Raw genomic sequence first — 22,446 nt, forward strand, 5'->3', positions numbered from 1 at the left:
GGGCAACGGTGTCCTTTGTGGAGGAAGCAATGGTGCGAAACCTCAAAGCTCGCGGACTGGCGGGCGAACTGGCGGCGGAGTTCGTCGGGACGATGATCCTCATCCTGTTCGGCTGCGGGGTGGTGGCGCAGGTCGTCGCCGCGGGCATCGGGGACCACGACAGCATCGCGTGGGCCTGGGGAATCGGTGTCACGCTCGGTATCTACGTGGCTTCACGGATCAGCGGGGCGCATCTGAACCCCGCCATCACGGTGGCGTTCGCGGTGTTCAAGGGCTTTTCGTGGCGCAAGGTCGCCCCGTACGCCTTGGCGCAGACGGCCGGAGCGTTCGTCGCCGCGCTGCTGGTGCGGTGGAACTACACCGAGGTGCTCAACGCCGCGGACCCCGGCCTGACCATCAAGACCCAGGGTGTCTTCTCCACCCTTCCGGGTAACGGAACCCTTCCGGTGGGTGACTGGGGCGCCTTCCGCGACCAGATCATCGGGACCGCGATCCTCGCGCTGGTGATCTTCGCCATCACCGATCTCCGCAACACCGCGCCCGCCGCGAACCTCGCCCCGGTCGTCGTCGGCTTCCTGGTGATCGCGATCGGCATGGCCTGGGGCACCAACGCCGGCTACGCGATCAACCCCGCCCGCGACTTCGGCCCGCGGCTGATGTCCTGGCTCACCGGTTACGACACCGCGTTCACCGACCAATACGGCTATCCGTACTGGTGGATCCCGATCGTGGCGCCGGTCATCGGCGCGGTGATCGGCGGTGCGATCTACAAGTTCTTCATCGAGCGCTACCTGCCCGCCGACCCGGCACCGGAAGCCTTGCCCGCCAAGGACATCGAGCGCGTTTCTTAAGGAGCGAAACCCATGCCTGACTACATCGGCGCCGTCGACCAGGGCACCACCAGCACGCGCTTCATGATCTTCGACCACGGCGGCAACGAGATCGCCCGCCACCAGCTCGAGCACGAGCAGATCCTGCCGAAGCCGGGCTGGGTCGAGCACGACGCCACCGAGATCTGGGAGCGGACCCGCTCGGTCATCGCCACCGCGCTCAACAAGGCGAAGCTGACCGCCGCCGACCTCGCCTCGCTCGGCATCACCAACCAGCGCGAGACCACCGTCGTGTGGAACCGCCGCACTGGGCGCCCGTACTGCAACGCCATCGTGTGGCAGGACACCCGCACCGACCGGATCGCCTCGGCGCTCGAACGCGAGGGCAAGGGCGACGTCATCCGCCGCAAGGCCGGACTGCCGCCCGCGACCTACTTCTCCGGCGGCAAGCTGCAGTGGATCCTGGAGAACGTCGACGGCGTCCGCGAAGACGCCGAAAAGGGCGACGCGCTCTTCGGTACCACCGATTCCTGGCTCATCTGGAACCTCACCGGTGGCCCCGACGGCGGCGTGCACGTGACTGACCCGACCAACGCGTCGCGCACCATGCTCATGGACCTCGAAACCCTGGAGTGGGACGACGAACTGCTGTCGTTCTTCGACGTCCCGAAGCAGATGTTGCCGTCGATCGCGCCGTCGTCGAACAACGGTCGTTTCGGCGTCACCCGCGCGGACGGCCCGCTCGGCGGCGAGGTCGCCATCACCGGGGTGCTCGGTGACCAGCAGGCGGCGACCGTCGGCCAGGTGTGCTTCCGCCCCGGCGAGGCCAAGAACACCTACGGCACCGGCAACTTCCTGCTGCTCAACACCGGGCACGAGGTCGTGCGCTCGAAGCACGGCCTGCTCACGACGCTGGCCTACCAGTTCGGTGACGAGAAGCCGGTGTACGCGCTGGAAGGCTCCATCGCCGTCACGGGTTCCGCCGTGCAGTGGCTGCGCGACCAGCTGGGCATCATCAGCGGCGCCTCCCAGAGCGAGAGCCTCGCCCGCCAGGTCGAGGACAACGGCGGTGTCTACTTCGTCCCCGCGTTCTCCGGGCTCTTCGCGCCGTACTGGCGATCCGACGCGCGCGGCGCGATCGTCGGGCTCACCAGGGCGACCACCAACGCGCATCTGGCGAGGGCGACACTCGAAGCGATCTGCTACCAGACCCGCGACGTCGTCGAGGCCATGCAGAACGACTCCGGTGTCCCGCTCGACGTGTTGCGTGTGGACGGTGGCGTGACCGCGAACGAGCTCTGCATGCAGTTGCAGGCCGACATCCTCGGCGTGCCGGTGTCGAAGCCGGTGGTCGCCGAGACCACCGCGCTCGGTGCCGCCTACGCGGCAGGCCTCGCGGTCGGGTTCTGGAAGTCCATCGACGAGCTGGAACAGAACTGGAACGAGGACAAGCGCTGGGAGCCGTCTTGGACGGACGAACAGCGCGCCGAGGGCTACGCGGGCTGGCAGAAGGCCGTCGGCCGCACGCTCGACTGGGTAGAGGTCGAGTGAGCCCGATGAACAGGAGGAACAGAGTGACACCCGTACCGCTTTCCCCGGTCTACCGTGCCGAGACGTTGCGCAAGCTCGCTCGCGAAGAGGTCGAAGTTCTCGTCGTCGGCGGGGGAGTGACCGGTGCCGGCGTCGCGCTCGACGCCGCTTCGCGCGGGCTCTCCGTCGCGCTCGTCGAGGCCCGTGACTTCGCCGCCGGCACGTCCAGCAGGTCGTCGAAGCTGATCCACGGTGGCCTTCGCTACCTGGAGAACCTCGACTTCAAGCTGGTCCGTGAAGCGCTGAAGGAACGGAGCCTGCTGCTGCAGACGCTGGCGCCGCATCTGGTCCGTCCGGTGAAGTTCCTGGTTCCGCTCAAGCACCGCGTCTGGGAACGCGGCTACATCGGCGCGGGTGTCACGCTCTACGACACGCTCGGCGGAGCGCGCGCCTTGCCGCGGCACCGGCATCTGTCCAAACGCGGCGCGGGCAAGGTCGCCCCCGGCCTCGCGGACGACGCCCTGATCGGCGCCATCCAGTACTACGACGCCCAAGTCGACGACGCCCGTCACACCATGACGATCGCGCGGACCGCGGCTGAGCAAGGCGCGTCCGTTCTCACCCGTGCTCGCGTGACGTCGCTGATCCGTGACGGCGAACGCGTCGTCGGCGCCAAGGTCGTCGACCGCGAGAGCGGCGCGGAGATCGAGGTCCTGGCGAAGACGGTCGTCGCGGCCACCGGCGTGTGGAGCGACGACATGGCCGAGGCGGCGGGCATCCCCGCGCCGTTCACCGTGCGCGCGTCGAAGGGCATCCACCTGGTGGTGCCGCGCGAGAAGATCGACCTGGACACCGGGCTGATCCTGCGCACCGAGAAGAGCGTCCTGTTCGTCATCCCGTGGGGACGGCACTGGATCGTCGGCACCACCGACACCGAATGGGACCTCGACCGCGAACACCCGGCTGCCAGCCAGGCGGACGTCGACTACGTGCTCGAACATCTCAACGCGGTCCTGCGCACGCCGATCACCGCCGACGACATCGAAGGCGTGTACGCCGGGCTTCGGCCGCTGCTGGCGGCGAAGGCGACTTCGACGACGAAGCTGTCGCGCGAGCACGCCGTCGCGCATCCGGTGCCCGGTCTGGTGATCGTGGCCGGCGGCAAGTACACGACGTACCGCGTGATGGCCGCCGACGCGGTCGACGTCGCGGTGGACGACCTCGGCCGTCCGGCGCCGTCGTCGTGGACCGAGCGGCTGCCGATCGTCGGCGCGACGGGCTACCACGAGATGTGGGGTGCGCGGCACTCGCTGGTGCAGCGCACGAGGCTGCCGATCGGCCGGATCGAGCACCTGCTCCAGCGCTACGGCACCGCGATCGAGGACATCCTGGAGTCGATTTCGGAGCGACCCGAACTGGGCGAGCCGATCCCGGGAACGGCGGAGTACCTCAAGGCGGAGGTCGTTTACGCCGTCTCGCACGAGGGCGCGCTGCATCTGGAGGACGTCCTGACAAGGCGCACGCGAATCTCCATCGAGGAGCGTGACCGCGGTGTGACGGCGGCGCCGGTGGTGGCGGAGCTGATGGCGCCGCTGCTGGGCTGGGACTCGCACAAGCGGGAGCGCGAGGTCACCAACTACCTCGCGCGGGTCGAGGCGGAACGCTCCGCCCAGGCCCAGCCGGACGACGAAGCGGCGAACGCCAGCCGTCTCGCGGCTCCGGCGCTGCTGCCGAGCTGATCCCGAAGCGCGTGAAGGCCCCCTTCCCTCGGCTCAGCCGAGGGAAGGGGGCCTTCACGCGCTGTGCCGTTACTTGAGCCAGTCGAGGTAGCGGGTCTCGGCGATGCGGGCGCCGTCCTTCGTGGTGAGGACGTCGCCCTTGACCGCGGCGAACATGCCCGCGGTCTCGTCGACGGTCACCGAACGCGTGTCTCCCTTGGCGGACAAGGTGATCCGGCCCAGTTCGTCCAGGGGGTACACGTCCGGGCCGCCCACGTCGAGGGTCCCGTTCAGCGGCTTCCCGGCCGAGACCTCGGAAACGGCGGCGGCGACGTCCGCCGCGGCGATCGGCTGGATCGGCGTACTGGGCAGGCGGACCGTGGTCTCGTCGGAGGTCCAGGACAGGACCGCGTCGACGAATTCCATGAACTGGGTGGCGCGGACGATCGAGTAGGGGACGCCGCTGTTCTTGAGGATGTCCTCCTGAAGCGTCTTCGCGCGGTAGTAGTCGAGTTCGGGCACCTGGTCGACGCCGACGATGGACAGGATCACGAAGTGCCCGGTGCCCGCCTTCTTCGCAGCCGCGACGAGGTTGTCCATCGACGTCCGGAAGAACGCGGGGGAGGCGTCGTCGAAGGTCGGCGAGTTCGTGAGGTTGACGACCACGTCGGCGCCGTCGAGCGCGGCGTCCAGCCCTTGGCCGGTGAGGAGGTCGACCCCGGTGGACGGCGAGTGCGGCACCGCCTCGTGCCCGGCCTCGTTCAGGTTCCGCACGACCTGCGAACCGATCAGTCCGGTCCCGCCGATGATCGCGAATTTCATGGCCCAGTGCCCTTCCTCGGTAGGCGTCCGCTAACTCGGATACCTCATGTCCGAGATAATACTCAGACATATTGTGTCCGAGTCAAGAGGCGAGTTAGAGTCATCCGGGTGAAGATGTCCGGCGGGGTCGAGTGGGCCCTGCACTGCTGCGTCGTCCTGACCTCGGTCGAGGAACCCGCGCCGGCCGCGCGCCTGGCGCAGCTGCACGACGTCTCGCCGAGCTACCTCGCGAAGCAACTCCAGGCCCTTTCGCGAGCTGATCTCATCCGGTCGGTGCAGGGAAAGGCCGGGGGATACGTCCTCACCCGGCCTCCGTCGGAGATCACGGTGCTCGACGTCGTCGAGGCCATCGACGGGCCCGGCCCCGCCTTCGTCTGTACCGAGATCCGCCAGCGCGGCCCGATGGCGACCCCGTCCGAGGCGTGCACGGCGCCGTGCGCGATCAGCCGCGCGATGGCGAACGCCGAAGTCCAGTGGCGGGCGGCGTTGCGCGCGGTCTCCATCGCGGATCTGGCCGACGACGTCAGGGGCGACTACGGTCCGGGCGCCCTCGCCGGGATCGGCGCGTGGTTCAAGGCCGCCGAGGGGTAGTCGAGGCTTGCCGGTCCGGGTGGTCGTGAGTGGCGTTTCGGGTTAGAACCCGAAACGCCACTCACGACCACGATGACCAGGCAGGCGGTCGGGTTTACCGCACGGCGCGCGTCACGCCGGTCGGACCGCTCACGGTTTGAACCGGTCGGCGTGTTCGGCGACCCACTGCGCGAAGGTGCGGGCCGGGCGCCCGGTCACCATCTCGATCGTGTCGACGACGGTGCGCGCCTCCACGGGCGGATCGCTGTGCCAGCCGACGACGTATTCGGCGTCCGCCACCGAGACGCCTTCGGCCAGCAGCCGGTCGATCGCCTGCTGTCGCGTGATCCGGTCCAGCGTGATGTCGTGGCCGAGTGCGTTGCCGAGGATCGCGATCCGTTCGCTCGTGGTCAGTGCTTCCGGCCCGGTGAGGTTGTAGACCTTGCCAGAGTGCCCGTCCTCGACGAGCGCGGTGGCGGCGACGGCCCCGATGTCACCCTCGTGCACCACGGCGCTCGGGAGGTCGAACGGCTCACGGACCACTTTCCCGGTGCGGATGGAGTCGGTCCAGGTCAGGGCATTGGACATGAACTCCTGGGGTTCCAGCCGTGTCCATTCGACCCCGGACTCGGCCATGGCCTGCTCCGTCGGCCCGACGTAGCCGCCCCACACGACGGTCATCCGCCGCACCCCGGCGGCCACGGCGCGTTTGACCAGGTCGGCGCCGACGTCGGCGAGCCCCGCCGTGACGGTGATGTGCAGCCGGGTGACGCCGTCGAGGGCGTCGGTCAGCGTTTCCGGCGCGGTGTGCGTGCCCTCCACCAGTTCGACACCCACCGGAAGCCGTGCCGCGGCGGGGTTCCTGGTGAGTGCCCGGACGTGTTCCCCTCGGCGGACGAGTTCGGCCACCACGTGGCGGCCGGTGTTCCCGGTGGCGCCGGTTACCAAGACGGTCATGAGTTTGTTTCCCTTCGTTTCCAGCGAAGGTAAAAGCTCAAGTAATGTGGAGGTCAAGCGGACCGGTCAGGAATCGAGAAGCGTCGAGGTCCACGGGATCCCTAGCGTCTTAGCTACAGGCAAAACGACTCCAGGAGGTTCTCGTGAGTAAGCGGATCCGGACGTTCCACCGGTGGACGTCCCTCGTCTTCGTCGCCACCGTGATCGTCTGCTTCGTGGTCGTCGCGCAGGGCGACCCGGCCGAGTGGGTGCTCTACACGCCGCTGCCGCCGCTCTTCCTGCTGATGTTCAGCGGCCTCTACCTGTTCGCGCTGCCGTATACCGCCAAGCGGCGCAATCGGCGGGGTGTGGCCAGGTGACTTTCCCGGTCTTAGTTTATGGCGAAAATTAACAGGTCCCGTACTGGTCCGAAACTCTTGACGCCACCGCCGGGTCCGGTGAGGATCGGCCGGTCCCCGCCTCCCGCAGAATGGACCAGACCATGGCAAGACGTGCGCCTGCGCGCCGAAGTCCGCTGATCGCCTTGATGAGTCTCGCGCTGCTCGGCGGGGCCGTGGTGGCCACCCCTGCCGCCGTCGCCGCCGAACAGCCCGTGATCGGCAAGCCCGCGCTGGACCGGGACGGCTGTGCCCGGATCGAAAAGAGCCTGCCGGCGCTCGCGGACTGGCCGAAGGTCGAGAGCCGGTTCAAAGGCAAGGCGGGTGACGAGCAGCGGATCGCCCGGATCCTCGCGGGGATGACCCTGGAGGAGAAGGTCGGGCAGATGACGCAGCCCGAGATCGCCGCGATCACCCCCGACGAGGTCCGCCAGTACTCGATCGGCTCGGTCCTCAACGGCGGCGGTTCGTGGCCGAACAAGGACAAGCACGCCTCCCAGCAGGACTGGCTGAAGCTCGCCGACTCCTACTGGGAAGCCGCGAAGGGCAGCCGGACGAAGATCCCGGTGATCTGGGGCATCGACGCCGTGCACGGCAACAACAACGTGTACGGGGCCACCGTCTTCCCGCACAACATCGGTCTCGGCGCCGCGCACGATCCTTGCCTGGTGCGCGACATCTCCGCGGCGACGGCCCGGCAGATCCGCGCCACCGGCCAGGACTGGGCGTTCGCGCCGACGCTGGCCGTCGTCAAGGACGACCGCTGGGGACGCACCTACGAAGGGTTCTCCGAGGATCCGCGGATCACCAGGGCCTACGGCTACGAGGCGATCAACGGGCTCCAGGACCGCTCGACCAAACGCATCGGCTACAACGGCGTGATCGGCACCGCCAAGCACTTCATCGGCGACGGCGGCACCCTCAAGGGACAGGACCAGGGCGTCAACCCGTCCTCCGAAGCCGAGATGATCAACGTCCACGGCCAGGGCTACTACGGCGCGCTCGCGGCCGGTTCCCAGACCGTGATGGTGTCGTTCAACAGCTGGACCAACGCCGAACTCGGCATCGACGAGGGCAAGCTGCACGGCAGCGACAAGGCGCTGAACCAGATCCTCAAGGGCAAGATGGGCTTCGACGGCCTCGTCGTGTCCGATTGGAACGGCATCGGCCAGGTTCCCGGCTGCACCAACGCCTCGTGCCCGCAGGCGATCAACGCCGGCATCGACATCGTGATGGTGCCGAACGACTGGAAGGCGTTCATCGCCAACACCGTCGCCCAGGTCGGCGACGGCCGGATCCCGGTCTCGCGGATCGACGACGCGGTGACCCGAATCCTGCGCGTCAAACTGCGGTCGGGGCTGTACGAGTCGCAGAAACCGTCGGACCGGTCGTACTCCAACTCGGACGAGGCGCTGAAGGAGACCTGGCTGGCGCGCGACGCCGTCCGTTCGTCGCAGACGTTGCTGAAGAACAACGGCAACGTGCTGCCGCTGAAGCCGAAGTCGAAGGTCCTCGTCGTCGGCAAGAGCGCGGACAGCATCCAGAACCAGACCGGTGGCTGGACGCTGAGCTGGCAGGGGACCGGCAACACCAACGCCGACTTCCCGAACGCCACGTCGATCCTCGCCGGGCTCAAGCAGCAACTGGGCGACGTCAACGTCACCTTCGACGAGAAGGGCGACACCGACCCGAAGGGCTACGACGCGGTCATCGCCGTCATCGGTGAGACCCCGTACGCGGAAGGCGTCGGCGACCTGACCCGGAAGACGCTGGAGGCGTCCAAGCTCTACCCCGAGGACCTGGCCGTGCTGGACAAGGTCCACGGTAAGGGCGCTCCCGTCGTCACCGTCTACGTCGGCGGCCGCCCGCTGTACATGAACAAGGAGATCAACCGCTCCGACGCGTTCGTCGCGGCCTGGCTGCCGGGCACCGAAGGCGGCGGCGTCGCCGACGTCCTGGTCAAGGGCGGCTTCAAGGGAACGCTGCCGTACTCGTGGCCGAAGAGCGCGTGCCAGACGCCGCTGAACGCAGGTTCGGCGGAGTACGACCCGCTGTTCAAACTCGGCTACGGCCTCAAGACCGGCCAGCACGTCACCGTCGGGCAGCTGGACGAGACGGCGGGCCCGGTAACCTGTGGCTCGACCGGTGGCGGCGGCACCGCGACCGAGGATCTCGAGGTCTTCAACCGCACCGATGTCGCGCCGTACAAGGGTTTCATCGGCTCGGCGGAGAACTGGGGCGGCACCGAGATCGGCCCGGACGGCGCCGCTTCACACGCTGAGATCGGCGTCGTCCAGTCCGATGTGAACGTCCAGCAGGACGGGCTCAAGGCGACCTGGACCGGCACCGGCCCGGCACAGCTCTACTTCCAGAACCCGGGCGGTACCAACGATCTGCGGGGCTACCTGAACGCCGACGCGGCGCTGGAGTTCGACACCGTCGTGCACGAGGCGCCTGCCAATCGGACGGTGATCAGCATGCACTGCGTCTACCCGTGCTTCTCCGAGGTGAACGCGACCAAGCTGTTCACCGATCTGGCGGGGGCGCCGAAATCGACGGTCAAGATCCCGGTGTCCTGCTTCGCCAACGGGCTGGACCTGGAGAACGTCAACACGCCGTTCCTGGTGTACACCGACGGCCGATTCTCCGCTTCGTTCGCGAACGTGCGGTGGGTGCCCAAGGGCGCGCAGGACCCCGATGCGAGGCCTTGCTCAAGTCTGAGCTGATCCCGTCAAGGTGTGCCCATAGCGGTCTTGTCGAGAGGTAAGGCCGGCGCGGCATGATGCGAAAGCCACTTTCGCAACCTTCAAGGTTGCGAAAGTGGCTTTCGCAACGTCGGTGGACACGGGGCGAGCGGTCGGCCCGGGTGGTCGTGAGTGGCGATTCGGGTCCAGCGGCGTTCGTTGGTCCGGCGGTTCACGTACTTGCGAATACGGTCAGCCTAGGGGAAAGCAGACATTTCCCCTTGATTCGCGTCCTCTGTGGACGATTAGCGAGTCGGCACCGCCATGTCACCTTTTCCTTACCCCTCAATAGAATCCGAATCGCCACTCATGACCCGTCCGACGGCGCGGCCGCGACGAGCCCGCTGATCAGCAGGTCCAGTGCGCGCGTGAAGTCCCGCTCGGGATCCGCGGCCGTCAGCGCGGGCAGCGCGCGGCTGAAGTTCGGCAGCGCCGCCGGATCGATCCGGCGCAGGTAGGGGTCTTGTCCGGTTTCGTCGCGGCGCGTCGTGGTGAAACCGGCGGTCGTCAGCAGCAGGGATCCGAAGACGAGGCTGTTCAGGGCGCCCAGCGTCTGGCGGATCCCGTCGTCCTCGAAACCGGCTTCGTAGAGCGCGCCGACGAGATCCTCGACCGGCCGCAATGAGCGCAGCGAGTTCGGATTGGCCTCGTCGGTGGCCAACGCCATCGGCACGACCGGATGCCGGGCGAGCGCGCGATAGAGGTTGAGCACGGTGACCCGCACTCTTTCCGGCCACGGTGCGCCGGGGTCGGCCGGTTCGATTCCGCTGTAGACGCGTTCCGCGATGCCGTCGAGGATGTCGGTCTTGTTCCGCACGTGGTTGTACAGCGCCATCGCTTCGACGCCGAGCGTCTTGGCGAGTTTGCGCATCGACAACCCTTTGAGGCCTTCCTCGCCTGCCAAGGCGAGCGCCGCGTCCAGGACCTTCTCCCGGTTCAACGGTTCTCTCCGCGTCATCCCGCGCCCTTCACTTGACAGGTTTACGGTGTATCTATCATATTTACGGCGTATATTTACACTGTACACACGGGGGTGTCGTGAACGACGTGATCATCGTGGGCGGGGGGCCGGTCGGTCTGCTGCTGGCAGGCGAACTCTGGCTGGCCGGAGCCGATCCGCTCGTTCTGGAGGCGGGCGACGGTGCGGTCCGCCGGAGCCGGAGCTTCGGGTTGCGCGGGATCAACGGCCGTACGTCGCAGTCCCTGCGGCTGCGTGGTCTGACCGAGGCGTTCTCGAAAGTGCAGAAGGAGGCATCCGGCGTTTCCAGGCTGCTGAAGGGGAATCGCGCCAGGGGGCATTTCGCCGGCTTGCCCCTGGTGGAGAACGAGGTCCCGTCGGGAGCGGCAGGTGGGTTCGTGCTCGAACAACATGTGCTGGAACGGATCCTCGCCGACTGGGCGACCGGGCTCGGCGTCCGCGTCCGGACGGACTGCGAGGTCGTCGACCTCGTGCAGGAGGATTCGGCGGTCCGTGCGGTACTCGCCGGCGGCCGGTCCGAGCGGGCCGTCTACCTGGTGGGCTGCGACGGAGGTCGCAGCGTCGTGCGGAAGCGGGCCGGGATCGCGTTCCCCGGCACGGACGCGACGATGACCGGCCGGGTCGCCGCGGCGGAGCTCGCCGATCCCGGTGCGGTGCGCTCGACCATGCACGGTCCTGGCGGGATGGTGCACACGTCGCTGGTGTCGGGCGAGATCTCCACCATGGAGTTCGACGGCGGACCGGGCGACCGGGACACGCCGCTGACGGCCGAGGAGATGCGGGCGAGTATCAGCCGTGTCGCGGGGGTCGACGTCGAACTCGTCCGCTTCGGTGGTGGAATCCGATTCAGCGACAACACTCGTCAGGCGGCGACCTATCGGCAGGGGCGCGTCCTTCTGGCGGGCGACGCCGCCCACGTGCATTCGCCGATCGGCGGACAGGGGCTGAACCTGGGGCTCCAGGACGCGATGAACCTCGGCTGGAAACTGGGCCTGGTCGTCCGCGGACTGGCGCCGGAGTCCTTATTGGACACTTACACCGCGGAGCGGCATCCGGTCGGGGAGCGCGTACTGCGCAACACCCGGGCCCAAGTCGCGCTGCTGCGTCCCGGCCCGCAGGTCGCCGCGCTCCGCGAGGTGATGGAGGAGACCTTGGCGATCCCGGCGGCAAAACGGCATTTCATCGCGATGGGGAACGGCGCCGACATCGACTACGCGCCGGACGCCGTGCATCCGCTGATCGGCCGGTTCGCTCCGCTGCCGCTGGTGTCCGAGGACGGTCGCGCGCTCCTGGTGGCTCGCGACGGCGAGGTCCATGCCGCCGCGAACGGCCACGTTCGGCTCGTCGAGGCAAACTCCGATCAGGCCTTCCTGGTGCGGCCGGACGGCTACGTGGCCTGGGCCGCGCCGCACGGCGAGACGACCGGATTGACCGAAGCGCTCGCACTCGTTGCGGGCACGGACGGAGCGGGTGTATAAAGTGAAACGACCGTTCAAAATGTAACGGATGTTCAAGTTGTGGGGGTGTCTTGCCAGGCCAATATCGAGCGCTGTTCTCCGCGAAAGGCTCTCTCGCCTTCTCCTCCGCCGGGCTGGTCGCCAGGATCCCGGTCCCCATGATGGGGATCGGGATCATCACGATGCTGGCGCAGGCGCGGGGCGACTACGGGCTCGCCGGACTGGTCTCGGCGGCGTTCACGCTGTCCATGGCGCTGCTCGGGCCGCAGGTCTCGAGGCTGGTGGATCGCCGGGGGCAGAGCAGGATTCTGTTGCCCGTCACCGGGATCAGCGTGCTGGCGCTCGGCGCGCTCCTGCTCTGCGCGCGATTCGGGGCACCGGTCTGGACGCTGTACGTGTCCGCGATCCTCGCCGGATTCATGCCCAGCATGGCTGCGATGGTCCGGGCCCGGTGGTCGCGGCTGTACCGCGGCTCGCCCCGGCTGCACACCGCCTTCGCGCTGGAATCGGTGGTCGACGAGCTGACCTTCGTCATCGGGCCCGCGTTGTCGGTCGCGTTGTGCACCATCGTCTTCCCCGAAGCCGGACCGCTGGTCGCGGTGGTGTTCCTCGTCGTCGGAGTGCTGCTGTTCGTCGCGCAACGCGAGACTGAGCCGCCCGTGCTGCCGCCGAGCGGATCTTCCGGGAGTTCGGCGATCCGGGTGGGCGCGGTGCGGGTGCTGGTGCTGACGCTGGTGGCGGGCGGCGTCATCGTCGGCACGGTCGACGTCGTCAGTGTGGCGTTCGCCCGGCAGGCCGGGTCGCCGTCGGCCGCGGGCATCGTCGTTTCGGTCTACGCGGTGGGCTCCGCGATCTCTGGGCTGGTCCTCGGGACGCTCAAGCTCGCCATGACCCCGCCTCGGCTGTTCCTGATCGGCACCGCGGGCACGGCCGCGAGCGTGGTGCCGTTGCTGGTCGTGGACGGTGTCGTGAGCCTGTGCGCGGTGGTGTTCGTCGCGGGATTGTTCTTCTCTCCCACGATGATCGTCGTCATGGGGATGATCGAGAAGATCGTCCCGGCGGAGAAGCTGACCGAGGGGATGACGTGGGCGATCACCGGCCTCAGCATCGGGGTCGCGCTCGGCGCCGTCGTGCTCGGTGAGGCCGTCGACCGCTTCGGGCCGGACGGCGGGTTCGCTGTCGCGGTCGTCGCCGGTGGCTTGATCATCCTGATCGCCCTGCTCTCGTATCCTCTGCTGAGCAGGAAGACCACGATCAGCGAGGAGGCGGCACGCTGAACGAGCCGAGCACCGACGGCCGTCTCGCCAAGGGTGAGCAACGCAAAAGGGAACTGATCGAGGCCACCCTGCGCATCGTCGCGAAGGATGGCGTGTCGGGGGTCAGTCACCGCACCGTCGCCCGTGAAGCGAAGCTGCCCGCGACGGCGGCCGCGTACCATTTCAAGGGGATCGAAGACCTGTTGACTGCCGCGCTCACCCAGTGCATGGACGAAGACGCCGAGCGGATGCGCGTCCTCGCCGCCGAGGCCGACGGCGGCGTGGACGCGCTGCGGAGGTTCGCCACTTTGCTGGCCGAAGTCGTCGCCAAACCCGGGCATCTGCTGGCGGAGTACGAGCTTTACCTCTTGGCGGCGCGGGAGCCGAAGCTCCGCGAGTCGACCGATCGCTGGATGGCGGCCTTGGCGGACTTCGCTCGCCGGTACACCGAAGATCCGGTGCGGGTCGAGATGCTGGTCGGGCTGGTGGACGGGTTGCTGCTGCAGGGATTGCTGCGCGACGAGCCGCCGACGGCTGAACGGTTCGAGGCCATCTTGCGGACGGCTCTGGCCTCGTAGTCGGGGACGGGAGCGCGTTGTGAGAGCCACTTTCGCAACGTCAGCGGAGGTGCGCGCTCGGTCCGAGTCGTGAGTGGTGATTCGGGGTTAGGGCCAAGGGCGTCTTAGGTATCTACGTGGGTTTCGGCTGCGGTTGGAAGGCCTCCTTGGTCCGTGAAGGCCTCCTTGAGGGACTCTGGGTCCCTCAAGGAGTCCTTCACGGACCCAGGCGGGCAAGGACTACGTGATCGCGGGTGGGGACCAGGTCAGCCGCGGATCCGTCTGCACGAAGCTGCCCAGCAGCTGGTCGATCCGGGTCAGCGTGTCGAGGTCCAGTACCACCCCGGCCGCCTTCGCGTTCTCGGTCAGCTGGGCGGCGCTGCTCGCGCCGGTCACCACCGAGGCGACGGTGTCGTGCTGCAACGTCCAGGCGAGTGCCAGCTGGGCCATGGTCAGCCCGGCCTCGTCGGCGACGCCGCGCAGCATGCCGACGCGTTCGAGGAGGTCCGGCAGGAGCAGCGGCCGTGCCTCGGCGGACTTGGCGGCCCGGGAGTCCGGCGGGATCTCGCCCGGCCGGTATTTGCCGGTCAGGACGCCCTGCGCGAGGGGGACCGAGGCGAACTGGCCGATCCCGGCGCGTTCGCAGACCGGCATCACCTGTGCTTCGGCGACCCGCCAGAGCATCGAGTAATGCGGCTGGTTGGCGATGAGCGGGACGCCGTGCCGCCCGGCGATCGGCCGCGCCTCCAGTAGCTGTTCCGCCGTCCATTCCGCGGTGCCCGTGTAGAGGATCTTCCCCTGCCGCACCAGATCGGACAGCGCGAGGAAGGTCTCCTCCAGCGGTGTGCGGTAGTCGAACCGCAGCAACTGGTAGACGTCGACGTAGTCGGTGCGCAGTCGCCGCAGCGATCCGTGCAGCGACGTGGTCAGGTGTTTGCGGCTGAGGCCGGCGTCGTTGACACCCGGGCCTTCCGGCCAGAAGACGCCGGTGCAGAGGACGAGATCGTCGCGGCGAGTGGGCGCCAGTGCCGCGGCGAGGTTCTCTTCGGCGGCGCCGCCGTCCCAGGCCGCGGCCGTGTGGAAGGTCGTGATGCCCGCGTCGAGCGCGGCCTGGACGCATTCCGCGCCGTCGCGGTGCGTGAGCCAGTTGCCGTAGGAGATCTCGCTGACGGAAAGCCCGCTCGCGCCGAGCCTGCGGTATTCCATGGTCACCTCTTCCGTGCGCCGGTTTCGAGGATGGTGCGGTCGATCCATTCGTCGAGACCGGCCGCCTTACGGGCGTAGGTCTCCCGCACCGATTCGTGCGGCAGGATCAGGAACTCCTCCGACGCCAGGCCGTGCACCACGGACTCCGCGACCTCCTCCGGTTCCAGCAGCGGCGCGGCGGCGGCGATCGCGAGCGCCGCCGGGTGTCCGGCGGCGATGCCCGGTTCCAGCAGCGCGGTCCGCACGCCGAGCGGGCACAGCGCGCTGACCCGCACCCCGCGCGGCCGGTAGGTGATGGCCAGCCACTCGGCGAGGCCGACGGCCGCGTGCTTGGTCACCGAGTACGGCGCGTCGCCGGGGGTGCCGAGCAGGCCGGCCCCGGATGCCGTGATCAGCAGGTATCCGTTGCCCCGGCTCAACATCGCGGGGAGCGCGACCTGGGCGGCGTGCACATGCTGCATGACGTTGATCGCCCACGAACGTGTCCACTGTTCGTCCGCGGCGTGCACACCCGTCCCGAACGCGGCACCGGCGTTGGAACAGAAGAGATCCACCGGTCCGAACGCCGTGCGAGCCTCGGCCACCAGCATCTTCAGGTCCTCTTTGGACGACGCGTCGGCGTGCCGCGCGATCGCGGCGCCACCCGAGGCGGTGATCCCGGCGACGACCTGCTCCGCGGCCTCGAGGTCGAGATCCGAGACCACCACCCCGGCGGCGCCCTCGACGGCGAACCGCCGGGCCATGGCGGCGCCGATACCGTGTGCCGCGCCGGTCAGCACGACGACTCGTCCTGTCACTTCCACATGCGCTCCATGGCTATCGATTCTGCTTTTGATGACAATTCTTCTGTTTTGTTATGTCGGTGAGCAACGCCTTGTTCAGAACTGCGACGAAGGTGATAAAAGTGCAGGTCAAGGGACTGTTCTTAAGGTGGCGACATATTTGTTTCCGGCGCCGGACTTTAGCATGCGATCCCTTGTTTTCCGAGTTCTGGTGCGGGAGTATTGCGCTCTCTGCGGCAAGTAGGTTATTTCTTGGGAATCCCGCTGAAAGATCGCCGAACCCGGCGAGGTTCGACCAGCCCCAGCCGAACAGGAGGTCCGCCGGTGAGTCATGCGACGGCGCGCACGCGGGTACTCGGCGTCAACCCGCTCGGACGTCCGGATCCAGGGCTGGCCGCCGCCGTCGCCAGGGGCGGCGGCCTCGGGATCGTGGACATCGGATCCACGATGTCCACAGTGTCCACATCGGACGGAGGGTTCCCGTTCGGCCTTCGCGTCCCGTCGGGCCGCCACGTGCGGGACGAAGAGGTGAGAGAGCGCGGTGCGGGGCTCGTCCTGCTTGCCGAGGGGGCGGTTTGGCGGGGCGGGGCCGATCGTCCGGTGCTGGCCGAGGTGACCGGTGTCGAGCAGGCCGTCCGGATGCTCGACACCGGCGCCACCGGTCTGGTGGCGAAGGGAGCCGAAGCGGGCGGCTCGGACCTCACCACGTTCGTTCTGCTCCAGCGGTTGCTGGAGCGGTTCGGCGAGGACGTCCCGGTGTGGGCGTACGGGGGCATCGGGCCGCGGACGGCGGTGGCCGCCATCGCCGGAGGAGCGGCGGGTGTGGTGCTCGACGCGCTCGGCCTGTACCCGGAGGCCGACGTGCCCGCGACCGCGCGGGCCGAATTGGCGAGGGCCGACGACGGACTCACCGCGTTGTTCGCGAACCGCTTCGAGGACGCGGAAAGCGCCGTCCGATCGGTTGTGCGGTCCCTTGCCGCTCCGTCGTCGGCGAGCCCCTCGGACCAGGGCGTACGGCTGTGCCGCACGTTGGGGACCCGTCTGCCGGTCGTGCAGGGACCGATGACGCGGGTGAGCGACCAGCCCGGTTTCGCCGCCGCCGTCGCCGCGCACGACGGCTTCCCGTTCGTCGCCGTGGCGACCGCGAACGGCGCCAAGACCACCGAACTGCTCGGCCGCACCGCCGAAGCGCTCGGCGAACGGCCTTGGGGCGCGGGCATCCTCGGCTTCGTGCCGGAGGCGCTGCGTGCCGGACAACTCGCGGCGGTCCGGGCGGCGCGTCCGCGCTGCGTGCTGATCGCCGGCGGGAAACCCGCGCAGGCCAAGGCGCTGGAGGCCGACGGGATCGCGACCTTCCTCCACGTGCCGTCCCCGATCCTCCTGCGGCAGTTCCTCGACGCCGGCATCCGCCGGTTCGTCTTCGAGGGCGCCGAATGCGGCGGGCATATCGGCCCGCGGTCCAGTTTCGTGCTGTGGGAGCAGCAGCTGGACGTCCTGCGCGAACACGGCGCCGAGGACGTCGAGGTGCTGTTCGCGGGCGGGATCCACGACGCCCGGTCCGCGGCCATGGTCGCGGCGATGGCGGGGCCGCTGACGGGGATCGGTGTCCTGATGGGCACCGCGTACCTGTTCACCGAGGAAGCCGTGACGCACGGCGCCATCACCGAGGTCTTCCAGGACCGGGTGCTCGACGCCGGGTCCACGGTCACCCTGGAGACCGCGCCCGGGCATCTGACCCGCTGCCTGCCCAGCCCGTACACCGACGAGTTCGCGGCGCTGAAGGCCGGGCTTCGCGCGGACGGTGTCCCGCCGCAGGAGAGCTGGCAACGGCTGGAGGAGCTGAACACCGGACGGCTGCGGATCGCGAGCAAGGGCATCCGGCGGGAAGGCGACGCCCTCGTCGAGGTCGACGCGCTCGGTCAGCTCGCCGAGGGTATGTACATGGCGGGCCAGGTGACGGTGTTGCGCGAGCGGCGCACCGACATCGCCGCTCTTCACCGGGAAGTCACCGATGGCGCGGCGGAACTGCTCGCCGGCCGCACCCCGCCTGAGGAGTCCGTTGTGGACGGTGACATCGCCATCGTCGGCATGGCGTGCGTGTTCCCCGGGGCACCCGACCTCCCGGCCTTCTGGTCCAATGTCCTGCGCGGCGCGGATGCCGTCACCGAGGTGCCGGATCAGCGCTGGGACACCGATGTCTACGCGGACCAGTCGACGTCGAAGTGGGGCGGTTTCCTGCCTGCCGTGGACTTCGACCCGCTCGCGTACGGCATTCCGCCCAACTCGATGGGCAGCATCGACCCGGCCCAGCTGGTGTCCCTGCAGACGGCTCGGCGAGCCCTGGAAGACGCGGGCTACGGCGACGGCGGTTTCGACCGCGAGCGCACCAGCGTCATCTTCGGCGCCGAGGCCGGGGGAGACCTGGCGAACGCCGGTGTGCTGCGTGCGCTTCTGCCCGGCTATCTCGAAGACGTCCCGGAAGAGCTCCTCGCGCAGTTGCCGGAGCTGACCGAAGATTCGTTCCCCGGCACGCTCGCCAACGTCATCTCCGGCCGGATCGCCAACCGGCTCGACCTCGGCGGCACCAACTACACCGTGGACGCCGCCTGTGGCTCCTCGCTGGCGGCGCTGGACCTCGCGGTGAAGGAACTGCGGGCGGGCACGAGCTCGATGGTCCTGTGCGGCGCTGTCGACCTGCACAACGGCGTCAACGACTACCTCATGTTCACCTCCGCCGGCGCGCTGTCGCCGACCGGCCGGTGCCGCCCGTTCGACGCGTCGGCGGACGGGATCGCGCTCGGCGAGGGCGTCGCGTGTCTCGTGCTCAAGCGGCGGGCCGACGCCGAACGCGACGGCGACCGCGTCTACGCCGTGGTCAAGGGCGTCGGCGCGGCCAGTGACGGCAAGGCGCTCGGCCTCACCGCCCCGCGCCCCGAAGGCCAGCGGCGGGCCCTCGCCCGGGCGTACCGCGATGCCGGGGTGTCCCCGGCGGACGTCTCGCTGGTGGAAGCGCACGGCACCGGCACGGTCGTCGGCGATGCCACCGAACTGACCACCCTCACCGAGTTCTTCCTCGACGCGGGGGCTGAGCCGGGCCAGTGCGCGCTGGGCTCGGTGAAGAGCCAGATCGGGCACACGAAATGCGCCGCGGGGCTGGCGGGCCTGATGAAGGCGGCGCTGGCGCTGTGGCACGAGGTCGTGCCACCCACGCTGCACCTGCGCACTCCGAACCCCGCCTGGGACGCCGAGATCAGCCCCTTCGCCTTCTCCACAGGCGCCCGGCCGGTGCCGGTTCCGCGCGGACGCGAGTTCGCCGGGGTGAGCGCGTTCGGGTTCGGGGGGACCAACTTCCACGCGGTGCTCGCCGCTCCGGGAGTGCCGCCGCGACGGCGGCACGGGCCGCGTGACTGGGATGCCGAGCTGGTCCTGCTCCGCGGGTCCGATGTGGACGGTTCCCGGAAGGCGCTGCGTGACCTGCTCGCGGTGAACGAAGGCCGTCCGCTGCGGGAAATCGCCGCTCTCGCCGCCGAACGCGGCGGATCCGAACCGGTGCGGCTCGCCGTCGTGGCGAGTGATCTCGCGGAGCTGCGTGAGACAGCCGAGAACGGCGGAGGGCTCACCGCGGAGGACACCGCGGACAGCGAGGCCGGCGCGGTCGCGTTCCTGTTCCCCGGCCAGGGCAGCCAGCGGACGGGGATGCTGGCGGAGCTGTTCGTGCACTTCCCCGAGCTGGCCGACGTGCTGAGGCTCGCTCCCGACGTCGCCGCGACCACCTTCCCGCCGCGCGCGTTCACCGAAGAGGCACGTGCCGCCCAGGACGAGGCGCTCAAGGACACGCGGGTCGCGCAGCCCGCGCTCGGGCTCGTCGAGTCGGCCGTGTGCCGGTTGCTGGCCGACCTCGGTGTCCGGCCGGACCTGCTGGCGGGGCACAGCTACGGAGAACTGACCGCGCTGTCGGTCGCTGGCGCCTTCGACACCCCGACCTTGGTGGCGCTCAGCCGGGCGAGGGCCCGCTCGATCGCCGAAGTCGCGGGCGCGGATCCGGGCGCGATGGCCGCGGTGAAGGCGTCCCGCGAGGAGCTGGTCGCCGCTCTCGACCACCCGGACGTCGTGCTCGCCAACCACAACGCGCCGGGTCAGACCGTCCTTTCCGGACCGACGGCCGCCGTGGATGAGGCCGTCCGCGTACTGCGTGGCCAGGGGATCGCGGCCAAACGGATCCCCGTCGCGTGCGCCTTCCACAGTCCGTTGGTGGCCGGGGCGAGTGACGTGTTCGCCGTCGATCTCGACAACGCCGAGATCGGCGAGCCGGGTACGCCGGTGTGGTCGAACCGCACCGCCCGGCCGTACGACGCCGGAGCCGTACGCGCGGAGCTCGCCGCGCAGATCGGGTCTCCGGTGCGCTTCGTCGAGCTGATCGAAGACATGTACGCGGCAGGCGCGCGCACGTTCGTCGAGGCAGGCCCGGGGCAGGCGCTTTCCCGGCTGACCAAGGAGATCCTCGGTGACCGGCCGCATACGGTGATCCCTTGCGACCCCGGTGGGCCGGGGCTGCGAGGGTTCCTCACCGCGCTCGCGCGCCTCGCGCTCACGGGCGTCGACGTGCGCACCGAACGGCTCTTCCACGGCCGCGTCCGCGTCGGCCCGCTTCCCGCGCCCGCCTGGACCGTGGACGGCCAGACCGTCCGCGCGCCCGGCGGCGAGGTCCCCGCCCATGGGCTCGTGCCCGCCCGACGAATCCCGAGGACGACCATGAACCAGTCCGTTCCCGGTCGCGACCAGGCCGTCGTCGAATTCCTCCGCACCAGCCGTGAAATGCTGGCGGCGCAACGGGACGTGATGCTGGGCTACCTCGGCACCGCGCCACTCGCCCCGGCCCCGGTGCAGGTCCCGGTCGTTCCGGCGGTGCTGCCGCCGGTCGTCGTGGCCCAGCCCGCCGTCGAGCCGGAACCGGTCGCCGCGGTGCCGTCACGAGAGGCCCCGAAGACCGACGTCCTGGCCACCGTGATCGGCGCGATCAGCGAACGCACCGGCTATCCGGCCGAGATGATCGACGCCGATCTCGATCTGGAAGCGGATCTTTCCATCGACTCGATCAAACGCACCGAGATCGCGGGTACGCTGCTCGCGAAGCTCGGCCTCACCGGACGGGTGCACGACGACGCCCAGGATCAGCTCAGCCGCGACCGGACGGCGAGCGCGCTGGCCGTCCGGCTGCGGAAGTGGTTCGAACCGGCTGCTCCGCCCGCCGGTGCACCGGCCCCCGCGGGTACCTCGCCCGGCCGGTACCTGCTCAGCCGCGTGTCCGCGCCGCTCCCGACACCCGATCTCGCCAGGGTGAACGGCAAGACGGTCTCGGTGAGCTTCGAGCCCGGCCAGGAGGAACTGGCCGAGTCGGTCCGCGCGGTGTTCGTCGACGCGGGCGCCGTGCCGGGGGAGCGGGCCGAGGCCGACCTCGTCCTCGTGCTGAACCCGTTGTCGGACGCGGAAGAACCGATCGCCGCCCAGGTCTTCGGCCTGCTCAAAGAGGCCAAAGGCGCGGTGGTCGTGGTGGCGAGGCCGGGTGCCGGGCACACCGCCGGACTGCGCGGCCTCGTCCGTGCCGCGGCGCGGGAGCGGGCCGAGCCGACCAGGCTGGTCGAGCTGGAGTCCACAGTGGACCTGGCGCGGATAGTGCTGGAAGAGGCGATCGCCGACGGGCCGGTGGCCGTCCGTTACGACACCGCGGGGCGCGCGGCGTTCGAGCCGTCCGCGGGCTCTCTCGGTTCGATCGCGTACGCGGGCGCCGGCCCCGGCGGCGGAGAGGTCAAGGCCCTCGGTCTCGACCAGGATTCGGTGCTGCTGCTGATCGGCGGCGCCCGCGGGATCACCGCGCGGGCGGCGGTCGCGCTGGCGGCGAGCGGATGCCGCGTCGAACTGGCCGGGCGCACCCCGTGGCCGGCCGAACCCGGCGACGACGACCTGCCCGGCGACGCGCCGGGGATGCGCTCGGCGTTGGCCGCCCGAGGTGGTTCGCTGGCGGACATCGAACGCCGGGTGCGCACCGTGCTGGCCCAGCGTGAGATCGCGAGAACACTCGACCAGATCGGCGCGGCGGGCGGTGTCGCGGCCTACCGGTCGCTCGACGTGCGCGACGGCGCCGCCGTCCGGCAAGTGGTCAAGGATCTGCACACCCGCTACGGCCGTATCGACGGCGTCGTCCACGCGGCCGGGGTGATCGACGACAAACTGATGGCCGACAAGGACGAGCAGTCGTTCCGCACGGTATACGGGACCAAAGTGGATGGTGCGCGCGCGTTGCTCGACGCCTTGGAGCATTTCGGGGTGCGGCCCGGGTTCGTGACGTTCTTCGGCAGCATCGCCGCGGTGCTGGGGAACCGGGGTCAGACCGACTACGCGGCGGCGAACGACGCGCTGGAAACCCTCGGCGAACAGTGGGCGGAACGCACCGGCTGCCGGGCGCTGACCGTCCACTGGGGACCGTGGGCCCCCTCGGAGGACCACGCGGGCATGGTGTCGCCGGAACTGGCGCGCGAGTACGAACGCCGCGAGGTGGCGCTGATCGACCCGGACGAAGGCACGGCCGCGCTCTTGCGTGAGCTCGCCTTCGGCCCGGCCGACGTCCGCTCCGTGCTGTACACGGCGTCACTGTGGTGAATCA

At 69.4% G+C, this 22,446-nt stretch carries 15 protein-coding genes; 10 read left to right on the forward strand and 5 right to left on the reverse strand.

Annotated features, from left to right (window positions below; translation table 11 throughout):
- Window positions 1-29: 29 nt before the first annotated feature.
- The 3 genes from DL990_RS32060 to glpD are packed head-to-tail and all read left to right on the forward strand — an operon-like array spanning window position 30 to window position 4,099.
- Window positions 30-851 (forward strand): MIP/aquaporin family protein, encoded by an 822-nt coding sequence (locus DL990_RS32060; protein ID WP_125800917.1) that lies wholly within the window; start codon window positions 30-32, stop codon window positions 849-851.
- Window positions 852-863: 12 nt separating this feature from the next.
- Window positions 864-2,381, forward strand: a complete 1,518-nt coding sequence (gene glpK / locus DL990_RS32065) for a glycerol kinase GlpK (RefSeq protein WP_125787026.1) — start codon at window positions 864-866, stop codon at window positions 2,379-2,381.
- A 5-nt stretch (window positions 2,382-2,386) separates the two neighbouring features.
- Complete coding sequence (glpD, locus tag DL990_RS32070) at window positions 2,387-4,099, forward strand: glycerol-3-phosphate dehydrogenase (RefSeq protein ID WP_125800918.1); 1,713 nt, start codon at window positions 2,387-2,389, stop codon at window positions 4,097-4,099.
- A 69-nt stretch (window positions 4,100-4,168) separates the two neighbouring features.
- On the opposite strand, the gene DL990_RS32075 is transcribed toward glpD, so the two are convergent.
- Window positions 4,169-4,900: an SDR family oxidoreductase gene (locus tag DL990_RS32075; protein WP_125787028.1), complete on the reverse strand. Its 732-nt coding sequence runs from the start codon at window positions 4,898-4,900 to the stop codon at window positions 4,169-4,171.
- Between the two features lie 114 nt (window positions 4,901-5,014).
- Here DL990_RS32075 and DL990_RS32080 point away from each other — a divergent pair, with 114 nt between their 5' ends.
- Window positions 5,015-5,491, forward strand: a complete 477-nt coding sequence (locus DL990_RS32080) for an Rrf2 family transcriptional regulator (protein ID WP_125787191.1) — start codon at window positions 5,015-5,017, stop codon at window positions 5,489-5,491.
- Window positions 5,492-5,620: 129 nt separating this feature from the next.
- Here the strand turns inward: DL990_RS32080 and DL990_RS32085 are convergent, their stop codons facing one another.
- Complete coding sequence (locus tag DL990_RS32085) at window positions 5,621-6,427, reverse strand: NmrA family NAD(P)-binding protein (protein WP_125800919.1); 807 nt, start codon at window positions 6,425-6,427, stop codon at window positions 5,621-5,623.
- A 143-nt stretch (window positions 6,428-6,570) separates the two neighbouring features.
- Here DL990_RS32085 and DL990_RS32090 point away from each other — a divergent pair, with 143 nt between their 5' ends.
- Both DL990_RS32090 and DL990_RS32095 read left to right on the forward strand, forming a co-directional pair.
- A complete protein-coding gene (locus DL990_RS32090; protein WP_125800920.1) occupies window positions 6,571-6,786 on the forward strand; it encodes a hypothetical protein in 216 nt (71 codons plus the stop codon).
- Between the two features lie 167 nt (window positions 6,787-6,953).
- A complete protein-coding gene (locus DL990_RS32095) occupies window positions 6,954-9,530 on the forward strand; it encodes an exo 1,3/1,4-beta-D-glucan glucohydrolase (RefSeq protein WP_125801037.1) in 2,577 nt (858 codons plus the stop codon).
- A 325-nt stretch (window positions 9,531-9,855) separates the two neighbouring features.
- Here the strand turns inward: DL990_RS32095 and DL990_RS32100 are convergent, their stop codons facing one another.
- Entirely contained in the window at window positions 9,856-10,506 is a 651-nt protein-coding gene (locus DL990_RS32100; protein WP_125787031.1) for a TetR/AcrR family transcriptional regulator C-terminal domain-containing protein, read from the reverse strand.
- Window positions 10,507-10,586: 80 nt separating this feature from the next.
- On the opposite strand from DL990_RS32100, the gene DL990_RS32105 reads away from it, so the two are divergent.
- The 3 genes from DL990_RS32105 (at window position 10,587) to DL990_RS32115 (ending at window position 13,818) form a co-directional block, all read left to right on the forward strand.
- A complete protein-coding gene (locus DL990_RS32105; RefSeq protein ID WP_125800921.1) occupies window positions 10,587-12,005 on the forward strand; it encodes an FAD-dependent monooxygenase in 1,419 nt (472 codons plus the stop codon).
- A gap of 50 nt (window positions 12,006-12,055) precedes the next feature.
- Complete coding sequence (locus tag DL990_RS32110) at window positions 12,056-13,261, forward strand: MFS transporter (RefSeq protein WP_125800922.1); 1,206 nt, start codon at window positions 12,056-12,058, stop codon at window positions 13,259-13,261.
- A gap of 92 nt (window positions 13,262-13,353) precedes the next feature.
- On the forward strand, window positions 13,354-13,818 hold the full coding sequence (locus tag DL990_RS32115; RefSeq protein ID WP_233620635.1) for a TetR family transcriptional regulator C-terminal domain-containing protein: 465 nt from the start codon (window positions 13,354-13,356) through the stop codon (window positions 13,816-13,818).
- Window positions 13,819-14,037: 219 nt separating this feature from the next.
- On the opposite strand, the gene DL990_RS32120 is transcribed toward DL990_RS32115, so the two are convergent.
- The gene (locus DL990_RS32120) at window positions 14,038-15,003 is read right to left on the reverse strand and encodes an aldo/keto reductase (protein ID WP_125800924.1); all 966 of its coding nucleotides are present in this window, start codon (window positions 15,001-15,003) and stop codon (window positions 14,038-14,040) included.
- Window positions 15,004-15,005: 2 nt separating this feature from the next.
- Window positions 15,006-15,806 (reverse strand): SDR family oxidoreductase, encoded by an 801-nt coding sequence (locus DL990_RS32125; RefSeq protein WP_125800925.1) that lies wholly within the window; start codon window positions 15,804-15,806, stop codon window positions 15,006-15,008.
- 303 nt (window positions 15,807-16,109) lie between these two features.
- Between DL990_RS32125 and DL990_RS32130 the strand changes: the two genes are divergently transcribed.
- The gene (locus tag DL990_RS32130; RefSeq protein ID WP_125800926.1) at window positions 16,110-22,442 is read left to right on the forward strand and encodes a type I polyketide synthase; all 6,333 of its coding nucleotides are present in this window, start codon (window positions 16,110-16,112) and stop codon (window positions 22,440-22,442) included.
- Window positions 22,443-22,446: the final 4 nt, after the last annotated feature.

This window comes from Amycolatopsis sp. WAC 01416, assembly GCF_003947485.1.
GTDB lineage: Bacteria > Actinomycetota > Actinomycetes > Mycobacteriales > Pseudonocardiaceae > Amycolatopsis.